Genomic DNA, 11,938 nt, shown 5'->3' with positions numbered 1-11,938 from the left:
GGATGCGTTTTTTCAGCGCCCAACTGTCGAAATGTGGCAATCACGCTATGATGATATTTTGCGCAAGTGGGCCTACTGCCGTGTTCAAGCTCCGCCACATCGACCATATCGTGCTGCGTGTCATCAATCTGGACGCGATGATGCACTTTTATTGTTCGGTGCTGGGCTGCATCCTTGAGCGGCGCGACGACGCTGTCGGCCTGGTTCAGTTGCGTGCCGGCACTTCCTTGGTCGACTTGGTGCCCGTGGGTGGCAAGCTTGGCAGCATTGGCGGTGCTGCCCCAGGTGCGCAAGGGCGTAACGTCGATCATTTTTGTTTTCGCGTGGAAGCTTTCGATGCGGTCGCCATCCACGCCCACCTCGCCCACCATGGCGTTGCGGCCGGCCCCGTGGAGACGCGCTACGGCGCCGAAGGGCAGGGCCCTTCCCTCTATCTGCACGATCCTGAAGGTAATACGGTCGAATTGAAAGGTCCGCCGGCGGACCGCCATGGAACTTTCCGTGGTGTCTAAATCGCTCGAAAGCACTTGACCTACAGCATTTTTTGTTGCATTGCACCATCGTCCACAGAGGCAAGCATTCTGAGTCCTCCGGGAAAAAACACCGCCTCATTTTATTGCGCTGCAACATAAGCGTGCCAAGATGGGAAAAGTCGTGTTGACGACTTAAACACGATTGATCCAGATCAAAGGCGCGGACGCTCACTAACCTAGCCTTGCTACTTGTGCTGAAGACGTGCTGTCGGGTTCGCAGAAATCAACGACAGTCAGGTGTTCACCACTTCTTGCAGCGGCGAGACAACATATTGGCAACCAGCCCAGTTGTCTCGGAGCCGCATTCCTTTTCCATGAATTTTTCACATAGAGGTGCACATGTATCCATTCTCACAATCCGTTACTCCTGCTGTGCGTTCGCATCTCGATGCACAAATGTCGTTCATCAACGACATGTCCAAGTCGCTGTTCCAGTCGTTCCAGCAACTGTGCGACCTGAATATCCAGCTGACCCAGACCATGCTGGAAGAAGCCACCCAGACCGGGCAGCAAATGCTGACGGCTGACCGCCAGACCGACGTCATCAGCGCAGCAGCATCGCGCGCCCAGCCAGCAACCGACAAGCTGCGCGCGTACCAGCAGCACATCTCGCGCGTTGCAGCCGATGCGCAAGTCCAGCTCGCTCGCGTCACCGAGCAGCACGTTCAGGAAACCAGCCGCACCGCACGTGCGCTGGCCGATGAAGTGCAGCGTGTCGCAACCGAGGAAACCGAACGCAATATGCGCAACCAGCAAGAAACCATGCGCAAATTCAGTGACCCGTTTGCACAAAACGGTTCGCAGCGCGGCAATGGTGATATCCGTGGCGGCGCCAGTATGCAGAGCGGCCAGAGCGGCAGCTCGCAAGGTGGTTCGCAATCTGGTTCGCAAGGCGCCAGTAGCCAGGGCAGCTCGACCGGCGGCAGCCAGAGCGATCTGAGCGGCAGCGGCTTGCATGGCAGCGGCGCAAACATCGGCAGCAGCGCTTCGACCAGCGGCAAGAGCGGCGCAACTGGCAAGCCGTCGTAATTTCCTCTGTAGCATTCCCGTAGCTCAGGTGCTTGCCGCCTGAGTTCCAGGCCCGCCAACGGTTCGCTGTGGCGGGCTTTTCATCGTTTGCTCAAGAGCGTTGTTTGCTCAAGAAGCGTCATTTGCTCAAGAAAAGCGGCTTGCTCAAGAAAACTGCCGTTGCCAGCCCTTCGCGCCGACCGCGACCAATTCAGGTGCCGCGACGGGCCGTCCCAGCCCGAAAAACGGCCGCAACCATCCCACTCGCCGCACCAGCTCAAAGACGCCGAAGCTGATCGTGATCGTCAAGACAATCAAGATCAGGGCTTCCGGCCCCGGCGCTACCTTGGCCGGTTTGATCAGGTGCGCGATCGAGACGATCAGCGTCTGGTGCAGGATGTAGACCGGGAATACGGCCTCGGTCAAATAAACGCGGCTTGCATTATCCCGGTTCAGGTGACGTTGGGCAAACCCGCATGCGGCCATGATCGCGCTCCACGCGCACAGCATGTAGACCACGCGCATCGCCATGCGCCAGGTCTCAATGGCCGCGTGCAGCGCGGGATTGTCGGGCAGCGAGTAGAACACGATCAACGCGGCCCAGCTGGCACAAGCTAGCCCCAGCGCAATCCAGCGTGCATCGTCAAAGCGCTGCCACGCTGCGCCAGAGCGGCCCAGCATGGCGCCCAGGATAAACAACGGCAGATAAGTCGCATGGTTGTACCAGTCCCCCGTCAGGTCGTGGGTAGCGGGAAACCGCGACAGCAATGCGATGCGCGCCATGCCCAGCACCGCCACCGGCAACACGATCAGCTTCCAGCCGGCCAGCGCGGCGACGACCTTGCGCGCGACAGCGTCAAAACGCGGTCCGAGCGCCAGCACGATCGCGCCCAGCACCAGTGTATAGACCCACAGGTAGGCGACGAACCACAGATGGTTCCAGGTCGGCAGGCGAAGGCATTCGGTGCTGCGGCAAAAGTCGCCATTGGTCGTCATGTACAGGTGCATGAATTGGCTATAGCTGGCGTTGTAGGCGACCTTTTCCACCAGTTCAAAATACGCCTGCGGCGGCACGATCACGAACATGCCGAACACCAGCGGCACCAGCAGGCGCACGCTGCGCTGGCGCATGAAGCGCGCCGCGCCAACCTTGGCCAGCATGAAGCTGGCCGCCACGCCCGAGATCAGAAACAGCAGGCCAAGACGCCATGGCGAGGACAGCATCATGAACGGCTCGGCCACGTCGCTGGCGAAAGCGCTCTTGACGTGCCAGTCCCAGGTCACGTAGTACATGCCCACGTGGTACAGAATCAAGACCAGGAAGGCGAGAATGCGTACCCAGTCAAGGAAATACAAGCGGCTGTTCGGATTCATGAAAAGACCTCGCTGAAGATGTGGATGACAGCTACAGCGTAAGAGGCCGGCGCGCGCCCGGCCAGCGACATGTGGCGAGCCGGGATGCCGGTGAGGCGAAACGGATGCTCTGGCCCTTGTCGATTACTCGGACGGACTACGAAAGTTTTTCGATGACGCCGGCGCGGTATTGGCGGCTGCACGGCACGCGCGCGCCGCCCCGCAGCACCAGTTCGCAATCGCCCTTGTCCAGCGCAATGACGCGCTCGATCCAGTTCAGCTGCACGGCCGCGCGCCGGTGGCAGCGCACAAAACCCGGACCGAGTTTGTCCAGCAGGCCGGCCAGCGTCTGGCGCATCAGCGGCGCCTCGGCCCCGGTGTGCAGCACGACATAATTGTCGGCCGTCTCCAGCCATTGCAGCTGGTCGACCTTGATCACGCGGGTGACGCCGCGCTCGCTAATGAGCAGCTGGCGCACCGCGTGGCCGCTGTCAAAGGCCGGCACGCTGTGCGGCGCGCGCAGGCGCAGGCGCACCCGTTCGAGCGCGCGCTGCAGCCTGGCCTGGTCGTAGGGCTTGAGCAGATAGTCGATGGCGTTGGCGTCGAACGCCTTGATGGCGTACTGGTCGAAGGCGGTGGCGAACACGATCAGCGGCGCGGGCGCCGGCAGCGAGGCGGCCAGCTCGATCCCGCTGATTTCCGGCATCTGGATATCGAGGAAAGCCACGTCCGGCTTGAAGGCCGCGACCTCCTCGAGCGCCTCGACGCCGTCGCGCGCTTCGGCCAGCGCCGTGACGTCGGCTTCCTGCGCCAGCAGCCGGCGCAGCTTGTCGCGCGCGGGGCGCTCGTCGTCGACGATCAGGATCCGCATGGCAGCCGCATCTCGGCGCGCACGCCTGCCGGCGCCAGCTGCGTCAGCGCCAGCGTGGCGCGCTCGCCGTACAGCACCGAGAGGCGCTCGCGCAAGTTGGACAGGCCAATGCCGCTTGAGGCGGGAGCGTGGGTCAGCACGCCCGTGTCGTCGTCCAGGCGCACCAGCAGAACGCCGTCGGTGCAAGTGGCCGAGATGGTAATGTGGGTCAGCTGGCGGCGCCGCTCCACCGTGTGCTTGAAGATGTTCTCCAGCAGTGGCTGGATGCTCATGACCGGCAGCACGCACGCGAGCGTGTCGTCTTCGATGCGCCAGGCGATTGCCACGCGCTCGGCATAGCGCTCCTGCATCACGCGCGCGTAACCTTGCGCCAGGCGCAGTTCGGTCGCCAAAGGCGCCTCGTGCAGGTCGCTCACGTCAAGCGTGGTGCGCAGCACGTCGGCGAGCTGGATCAACGTCGCGTCGGCCCGGTCGACGTCGGTATGCATCAGCGACGAAATGGTGTTGAGCGCGTTGAACAGGAAGTGCGGCTGCATCTGCTGGGCCAGGCGCTGAAGCTGGGCCTGGCGCAGCAGCGCATTGGCCTTTTCGACGCGTAGCTTTTCTTCGAGCAGCTGCAAGTACGACAGGACGCCGAAGCGCACCAGGTAGATCAGGATGATGAAAACGGTGAGCTTGGCCGACTCGTAGACGAAGGTCTCGCCCCAGGGTTCATGTTCGTAGCGCTGGCCGGCCATGGCGTAGACGGCGTGGCGGATGCCGAAGGCGATCGGGACGAATGCAGTCCAGTACAGCGGCAGCCACATGGCCTGCAAGCTGAACCAGCGCGCCGGCTGGTTGATCAGGTCATCGCGGCTGCGCGTGAAGTAATACTGAATCAGGAGCAGGCAGGTACCGGCAAAAAAAGACGAGCTTTCCCACAGCACCGGCTGCCAGTAGGCGTGGCCTTCGTCGCGCGCGTAATCCTGGACCGCGACCGCGACCATCATTGCCCAGAACAGCAGAAGGGCGAGTGCGAAGAAGCGTTTGCCTCGGTGGATGGACATGGGCGCCTATCGTAAAGGTTGCCGATTATAAGGTGAAGCCGCTTCCAGCGGTACCGCTGCGATCTGCTGCCAGAACCTGTTGCCAGAGCCAGGCTGCCACTGCCGCCCACGCAATTTCCAGCCGATAATTTGGTCGGCAAATTCCCACATGGGCGCAATACCTTGCCCTACCTTGCAGCGCATGAGCCTGCCATAAGATTTGTTTTCTTCGATTGCCCGAAGAGCCCCTCGATAACTTCCCCACAACCTGCAAGGAGCCATGATGAAACCAGTTCAAACCGTTAGCCAAGTCCTCGCCGCTGTTGCCCTCAGCGCGGCATGCGCCCTTCCCGCCATGGCGCAGAACACGGCGCCTGCCGAGACCACGGCCAACAATATGGCAGCCACTTCGACCGCGACACCGACCACCACGACGACCGAGCGCGTTGAAGAAAAGCATCGTGATTTCGGCTGGATCGGCCTGCTCGGCCTCGCCGGTCTGCTCGGCTTGCGCCGCAAACCGGAAGAACATCGCTTGACCACGACCATGAGCCCGCAGCGTTAAGCTACAGCGCGGTTGGCCTGATCGAACACGGCGGATGGGGGCGAACACGACATCGCTGACGTTTCGCCTCCGCTTGCACGCAGCGCATCGTTGAAATGCCCGGCAGCCTAAAAGCGATACTTGATGCCAGCTTCCAGGTTGCGCACTTGCATCCGCGCTTCGCGCTTGTTGCTGGTGCCATAGTCGTTCAATTCCAGCGTTGCCGAAAAGCGCTCCGAGAAGCGATATTCCGTCCCTACGCCCAGCAAGGGCGTGGTCGATTCAAACGTAAAGCTGGTGCTGCCCGGCACGTCAACCACCATGCGCTGCCGCGCCACGCCGACCTTGCCGGTCAGCAGCCATTTATCGTTCAAGTTCATGCTGCCTTTGATGGCCGCGTGAAAAATGCCAAACAGCGCCGTTGGCTCGCCGTTAAAGGTGTACTCGCCAAAAAACGTGATGCCGCCCTCGACCGCAAAGTTGGGGTGGAAGGCGTAGCCGACATAACCGTTCAAGGGCAACGGATTGTTGTTGCTGTCAAGCGACGTCAAGCCGTCCCTGATGGTCACCTTGCCGCTGCCGGCGCCGACTGCCAGGCCGACATAGGCGGATGGATCGGCGTGGACGGCAGGCGCTGCCGTCGCAGCGGCAACCAGCGTTGCGAACAGGATCTTCTTCATTGCAAACCTTCAGTAGTCAGTGAGTCGCGAAAAATATAGCCTGCCGCGCTTGCCTTGCTACGGAAAGTCGGGATGCCAATGCGATATTGACGAATGGTAATGTATGAGCTGCCGTTCTGACAAGCTTGTGGTCGCGGCGCCGCCATCTCTTACACGCGTCTGCGCCCTGATCGTCTTTCACCGACTTTGGCAGGCATAAGACAGGCGAGGCCGCTATTCATCGGGAACCATCGGTGGACTCTGGAAGGGCGGCAGCAGACTCGCCACCCTTCGGCCCCCCAAATACAACCCACGTCGAAAAGTCCTGCGTGAACGCCGTAAAACGGTGCTCCACGCCGGCACCGACGAAAAAGCAGTCCCCGGGAGCGAAGCCGTACTGGGATTCTCCAATGGCAATTGTTCCGCTGCCATGCTGGATAAAGTAGAGTTCGTCCTGTTCGTGCGGCGTCTGCTGATCGCTGCCGATGGGCGCATACAGTTCGACGGACATTGAACCGTGCGCCATGGCTGCGATGAACGGGGCGCCGGAAGGCCAACGTTCGCTGGCTTTGCCAGGAAGCAATCGCATGAGTTCGGAAGCAGAAGCTTTCATTATTTACCGCCCGCGTGAAAGGTCCATGACGGTTTCCCTGTCATTGACGGGTCTGCCCGCGCCGGTGCGCTACCTGCGTTTGCGCTCTTCCGGCAAGCAAGCTATGTCTCAATTGATCCTGCTACTCGTCGCCGCTCTCATCATCTTTTACCTTCTTGGTCCGCTCCTCATCGAGCTTCTTCTTGAGCGCAGTCACGTCGCCCATGAATTCGTCGACGCTGTGATCGGGACTCACGCGCATCGATGGCTGCAGCACCACCGACATATACGGATCATCGGCCAGGCTGCCGGTGCGCTGCTCGTTACTGAGCAGTTTCAGACCGGACCCCAGCAGCGCGAGCACCACGCACGCGAGCGCAAAGCGGCGCGTGTTATGCGGCTTGACCGTCCCCAGGTGATAGAACACCACGCCGGCGGCGATCGCGATCGCCGCGTGCGAGCTGTAACGGGTCAGCCCTTCGAGCGAAAACGCATACGCCGTCGCGCTCGAAATGATCTTGTAGGCGGTCAGCGCCGTCACGCCGCAGCCAAAGATGAACAAATGCCGCCCCAGCCGCGCGTGGCGCCCGAACAGGCGGTTGGCGAACGCCCACGCGCCGCTCCAGACCAGCCCCGCGCCAATGCCGTACGCCAGCGCCTGGATATAGCGCACCAGCTGGAACGCCTGTGTGTCGTTGATCCACACCATGAACAGCGCCACCGCGCCGATCATCAGCATGCCCACCAGCCCCGGCAGCACGCCTTCCCAGCCGTGGCGCGTGCGGTCCAGCATTTCAGGCGCCACGGCAAAATCGGCGGCGCGCACGCGCAGCGTGGTGTGGCCGATCCGCACCACGGTGTTGCCGGTCAGCGCCAGCGTCGCATGGCGCTTGCCCCGATGGATCACGCCGTTCTTGCTGCCCAGGTCGCGCAGCACGATGGCGCCGTCGGCGTCAGCTTCAATCACGGCGTGGCGCGGCGCGGCAAAGGCGTCGTCGAGAATAAAATCGTTGTCGTAGCCGCGTCCGAGCCGGATCGGCAGCGTATTGACCTGATGCCGGTGCAGCACGTCGCCATTGCGCGCCAGCGTTTCGATGAAGTAGGGCGCGCTCATTTGGCGCCCCTGCGGCCCAGCGCATCGAGAAACGCGCGCGTGGTGCGCAAACCGTTTTCGTACGAAACGCCCGAGACGTCGAGCCGGCTTTGCAAATTGGCCCTGCCGTCGTCGGTGCTGGCCGTGAGCAACGTAAAGTTGTACAGGCCCGCGAACTTGCGATACGCGCGCACGCAACTGACCACCCGCAGCGGCAGCGTCTTGGTCTTGACGAAGCTTTCGGTGCACATCGGGCCGGTCAGGCGCGCATCCTTGTTGTTGCCCAGATTTTCCGCCTTGAACAGCGTGCTGGCCAGCGCAGCAAAACGCAATTCATCCAGGCTGGTGGAACGCACGTACTGGTGCGTCATCGAGACATGCCCGGTCTGCTGCGACTCCGACACGAAAATGGCCGACTCCATCGCGCAGGCGATGGTGTCGGCATTGAAGGTCGCTTCGGCCTTGACATTCGAGCGCCCCCAGCAGCGCACCTGCTCGGACTCGCGCACCGGCACCACGTACGGTCCCATCATCTTCAGGTCGAGCGGGGCGTCGAGCAGGCGGTCGATCATCGCGCGCTGATGCGCCAGCAACTGCTGGCCGATCAGGGGATTGAAGTCTTTGGGCGGGGCCGGCTGCGCGGCCACCTTTTTCAGCAGTTCCTGGGCAAACCGGATCGGCACCAGGAAGCTGACCAGCTCCCCGTCGCGCCGCTTCGACACGTTTACGCCGGCCACCACCCCGTCCACCGTCACGCTCGGGCCGCCGCTCATGCCCGAGTTGATCGGGCCGGTAAACATCAGCTGGTCGTAAAAGCTGCGCGAGATGATGCCGTTGTACGAGCCTTCGGAGATCGCAAAGCCCAGGTCCAGCGGATTGCCCAGCGAGTACAGATACTGGCCTTGCGTCAGCTTGACGGGCTTGTCGGGCACCTCGAAAAAGCCGGTGCCGGCGCGGTTGATGCGCACCACGGCCAGGTCATGCAGCACGTCCACGGCCAGCAGCTGCACCGGGCCGCTTTTACCGTCGGTGTCGACAAATTCGCCCACATATACGTCCGGGTCGATCGCCATTTGCGACACCACGTGGTAGTTGGTCAGCACCAGGTTGCTGGTGCCGACCATGAAGCCCGAGCCCACGGAAGACTGGCTGCGTCCGTTCTTGAGCAGCATGCGGATTTGCAAAAGGTCGCCCTTGGCGGCGGAATACAGCTTTTGCGCAGCCGACGAGGGTGGCGGCAGCGGGGCGGCATCGTCAATCGCGGCGCTGGTCGCCGCACCGGTGGCAGGCGGCACGGCTGCGGTGGGCGGTACGGCGATGGCAGCGGCAGGCGGCGCCACTGGCGCGGGAAGTTTGATCGGGGCGGGGGCTTTAGCCGGGGGCGCGCTTTGCGCCGCGTGCGCGCCATGGGCGGCCAGGCACGACATCAGCACGGCAATCGGAATTAATTTCATGCAATCCTTGGCAAAATGATTCTTCGTCTTGCCGCCAGCTTACCGTATCCGCACCAATCAGAGTTCGCCGTCCTGTGCGACGGCCTCGGCCAGCGGCGTCATCATGTGGCCGAGCTTGGCGGCCTTGGTGTCAAGGTAGCCCGTGTTGAAGGCATTGCGGTTCACCAGCAGCGGCACGCGCTCGGTCACGCGCACGCCCAGTTTTTCCATCGCTTCGATCTTGCGGGGATTGTTGGTCATCAGGCGCAGCGAACGGATGCCGAATTGGGCGAACATGGGCTGGCACAATTCGTAATTGCGTGCGTCCGCATGAAAGCCGAGCGCGACGTTGGCTTCGACCGTGTCGGCGCCGGCTTCCTGCAGGCGGTAAGCGCGAATCTTGTTCACCAGCCCGATGCCGCGGCCTTCCTGGCGCAGGTACAGCAAGATGCCGCGGCCTTCGTCGGCAATGCGCTTGAGGGCGCCCTCGAGTTGGGCGCCGCAGTCGCAACGTTGTGAAAAGAGTACGTCGCCGGTCAGGCATTCGGAGTGCACGCGCGCCAGCACCGGTTCGCCATTGCCGATCTCGCCCAGCGTCATGGCCAGGTGTTCCTTGCCGGTGGCATGCTCCACAAACGCATGCAGCGTGAACTGCGCCCACGGGGTGGGGAGCAGGCACGAGGTGGTGTAATCCAACAAATCTTGGTGCGGGACGGACGGCATGGTGCTGTTCTCAAATCTATTGCTGTAGCCCCAAGTGTAGCGGAAAACCCGGCCTCCCGTTGGGGGCCGGGCTCTAAAGCTGCCTGTCTGATCAGTAGGGCAGGTCGAATACCAGCACTTCGGCCGCCTCGGCCTGGCTAAGGCGAATGGCGCTTTCGCCACTGATCTTGAGCGCGTCGCCCCCTTCCAGCGCGGTGCCGTTGACGTTGATGCGCCCGCGCACCACGTGCACGTAGCCGGTGCGCCCTGCCGTGAGCGCGTGTTCGGCGCTGTCGGCCCCGTTCAGGATTGCCGCGTACAGGGCCGCATCCTGGTGGATCAGCACCGAACCGTCGCGCCCGTCGCTCGAGGCCACCAGGCGCAGCTGTCCTTGCTTGGACTGGGGCGCAAAATGCTTTTCCTCGTAACTGGGCGCAATGCCGGTCACGTGCGGCTTGATCCAGATCTGCAAAAAATGCACCGGTTCGCTTTGCGAGCCGTTAAATTCGCTGTGGCGTACGCCCGAGCCTGCGCTCATGCGCTGCACGTCGCCGTAATGGAGCACGGAACCGGTGCCCAGGCTGTCCTTGTGTTCCAGCGCGCCCTCCAGCACGTAGGAAATGATTTCCATGTCGCGGTGGCCGTGCGTGCCAAAACCCTGGCCCGGCGCCACCCGGTCTTCGTTGATGACCAATAGCGGGCCGAAACCGACGTGTTGCGGATCGTGGTAGTCGCCGAATGAAAACGTATGCTGCGACTGCAGCCAGCCGTGGTTTGCATTGCCGCGTTCTGCGCTTTTTCTGACTTCCAGCATGATGTGCTCCGATGAAGTTGAGATGCAATAATTTCGATGTTTTTGCCTGACTGATGTAGCCAGTATAGAAGCACTGCACGCAATTGAAAAACGGAGAATCTCATCAGCTATGATCGAAAAAATCGAACATGACAAATAGTAGCGGTTCGGGGGCGCAATTGTCGGGATTGCAATCGTCGGTGGCTGGCAAACATTTAGATGTACCATAGGAACAATTGGGAACCATTACGACAAAAAATGACAACTTCCTCGGCTCCGTTGGTGTTTTTCCGCGTATTGGCAAACCAGAGCGGCGCGCCCGCCGCGCTGTTGATGGATATCGGCCCGGGCAACGCGGCTGACGTGCTGGCGCTGTTCGACAGCGCCGATTTTGTCGCCCTTGGCGGCGGGATGCCGTGCTACTACCGCACGGCGCTGGCCGTTCCGCTGGCCGAGGCGCTCAGCGCCGCCGGCTGGCACCAGCTGGTGCTCGGCACGCTGCTGCGCGAGGACAAGCGCCTGCTGCAGGAAGCCATCCCGCAAGGCACGCTGCTCATTGAAGGCGACTGGTACATGGCGGCGCCGCCCAAGGCCACCGGCGCCCAGGCCGCCTCGCGCGCCTTGTCGCTGCAACTGGCGCAGCTGGTCGCCGCCGACGCCCACACCCACGATATCGAAGCGCTGCTGCGCAAAGATCCCACGCTGTCCTACCACTTGCTAAGGCTGGTCAATTCGCTCGGCATGGGCACCGGGCGGCGCATCACCAGTTTTTCGCAGGCCATCCTGATCCTGGGGCGCCAGCAATTGCGGCGCTGGGTCAACCTGATGCTGTTTGCGGCGCGCCAGGGCGATGTTCGCTCCGGGATGCTGCTTGCGCGCGTGGCAGTGCGCGCGCGTTTGCTCGAACAACTGGCCAAGGCGCGCGGCCTGGACAAGCATACCCAGGACCAGGCTTTCATCATCGGCATGTTTTCGCTGCTCGGCGTCCTGTTCGGCATGCCGCTGACCGAGGTGCTTGCGCCGCTGTCGATGAGCGACACGGTGCACCAGGCGCTGCTCGAGTACAAGGGCGAGCTTGGCCTGATGCTGCGCCTGTCCGAAGCGTTTGAAGAGGGCGACGATGCCGCCGTCGCCGGCCAGCTCGCCGCATTGGGGCTGGGCGTGGCGGAATTTAACGCGGCGGCGACCGACGCCAACCTCTGGATGCTTGGCGCGCTAGCAGCTTGTCGGACTTAACGAGGCGAGCCGGAAATTCAGCTGGCCGAGGACAGATTTCGACGATTTTGAAGGTCAATAGTGGTTCTATTGACCAAAAAAGCGGTGAAATATGGA

At 62.1% G+C, this 11,938-nt stretch carries 13 protein-coding genes; 4 read left to right on the top strand and 9 right to left on the bottom strand.

The window, feature by feature from the left end; translation table 11 throughout:
• The first annotated feature begins 80 nt into the window (after nt 1–80).
• Nucleotides 81–512, top strand: coding sequence for a VOC family protein (locus ACP7D4_RS11800; protein WP_426102722.1), 432 nt, complete (start codon nt 81–83; stop codon nt 510–512).
• Between the two features lie 360 nt (nt 513–872).
• The gene (locus ACP7D4_RS11795; RefSeq protein WP_426209261.1) at nt 873–1,562 is read left to right on the top strand and encodes a phasin family protein; all 690 of its coding nucleotides are present in this window, start codon (nt 873–875) and stop codon (nt 1,560–1,562) included.
• Between the two features lie 144 nt (nt 1,563–1,706).
• Here ACP7D4_RS11795 and ACP7D4_RS11790 read toward each other — a convergent pair whose 3' ends face one another.
• The 3 genes from ACP7D4_RS11790 to ACP7D4_RS11780 form a co-directional block, all read right to left on the bottom strand.
• Nucleotides 1,707–2,915 (bottom strand): acyltransferase family protein, encoded by a 1,209-nt coding sequence (locus ACP7D4_RS11790; RefSeq protein ID WP_426102726.1) that lies wholly within the window; start codon nt 2,913–2,915, stop codon nt 1,707–1,709.
• A gap of 136 nt (nt 2,916–3,051) precedes the next feature.
• A complete protein-coding gene (locus ACP7D4_RS11785) occupies nt 3,052–3,765 on the bottom strand; it encodes a LytR/AlgR family response regulator transcription factor (RefSeq protein WP_426209260.1) in 714 nt (237 codons plus the stop codon).
• Nucleotides 3,753–4,811, bottom strand: a complete 1,059-nt coding sequence (locus ACP7D4_RS11780; RefSeq protein WP_426102730.1) for a sensor histidine kinase — start codon at nt 4,809–4,811, stop codon at nt 3,753–3,755. Before ACP7D4_RS11780 ends, ACP7D4_RS11785 begins: the two co-directional genes overlap by 13 nt.
• Nucleotides 4,812–5,073: 262 nt before the next feature.
• Between ACP7D4_RS11780 and ACP7D4_RS11775 the strand changes: the two genes are divergently transcribed.
• Complete coding sequence (locus ACP7D4_RS11775; protein WP_426209259.1) at nt 5,074–5,355, top strand: WGxxGxxG family protein; 282 nt, start codon at nt 5,074–5,076, stop codon at nt 5,353–5,355.
• A gap of 107 nt (nt 5,356–5,462) precedes the next feature.
• Here ACP7D4_RS11775 and ACP7D4_RS11770 read toward each other — a convergent pair whose 3' ends face one another.
• The 6 genes from ACP7D4_RS11770 to ACP7D4_RS11745 form a co-directional block, all read right to left on the bottom strand.
• The gene (locus ACP7D4_RS11770; protein ID WP_426102734.1) at nt 5,463–6,014 is read right to left on the bottom strand and encodes an outer membrane beta-barrel protein; all 552 of its coding nucleotides are present in this window, start codon (nt 6,012–6,014) and stop codon (nt 5,463–5,465) included.
• 217 nt (nt 6,015–6,231) lie between these two features.
• Nucleotides 6,232–6,606, bottom strand: coding sequence for a cupin domain-containing protein (locus tag ACP7D4_RS11765; protein ID WP_426209257.1), 375 nt, complete (start codon nt 6,604–6,606; stop codon nt 6,232–6,234).
• Between the two features lie 121 nt (nt 6,607–6,727).
• Nucleotides 6,728–7,699 carry an FHA domain-containing protein gene (locus ACP7D4_RS11760; protein ID WP_426102738.1) on the bottom strand — a complete coding sequence of 324 codons (972 nt, stop codon included), beginning with the start codon at nt 7,697–7,699 and terminating at the stop codon, nt 6,728–6,730.
• Nucleotides 7,696–9,132: a S1 family peptidase gene (locus ACP7D4_RS11755; protein ID WP_426102740.1), complete on the bottom strand. Its 1,437-nt coding sequence runs from the start codon at nt 9,130–9,132 to the stop codon at nt 7,696–7,698. The genes ACP7D4_RS11760 and ACP7D4_RS11755 overlap by 4 nt, the downstream gene beginning before the upstream one ends.
• 57 nt (nt 9,133–9,189) lie before the next feature.
• Nucleotides 9,190–9,834, bottom strand: a complete 645-nt coding sequence (ribA, locus tag ACP7D4_RS11750; protein WP_426102742.1) for a GTP cyclohydrolase II — start codon at nt 9,832–9,834, stop codon at nt 9,190–9,192.
• A 91-nt stretch (nt 9,835–9,925) separates the two neighbouring features.
• Entirely contained in the window at nt 9,926–10,627 is a 702-nt protein-coding gene (locus ACP7D4_RS11745) for a pirin family protein (protein ID WP_426209255.1), read from the bottom strand.
• Between the two features lie 237 nt (nt 10,628–10,864).
• On the opposite strand from ACP7D4_RS11745, the gene ACP7D4_RS11740 reads away from it, so the two are divergent.
• Nucleotides 10,865–11,842 carry an EAL and HDOD domain-containing protein gene (locus ACP7D4_RS11740; protein WP_426102746.1) on the top strand — a complete coding sequence of 326 codons (978 nt, stop codon included), beginning with the start codon at nt 10,865–10,867 and terminating at the stop codon, nt 11,840–11,842.
• Nucleotides 11,843–11,938 lie beyond the last annotated feature (96 nt).

Source organism: Massilia sp. TWP1-3-3 (assembly GCF_049897805.1).
Lineage (GTDB): Bacteria > Pseudomonadota > Gammaproteobacteria > Burkholderiales > Burkholderiaceae_D > Telluria_A.
This window is presented reverse-complemented; position numbering and strand designations above follow the sequence as displayed.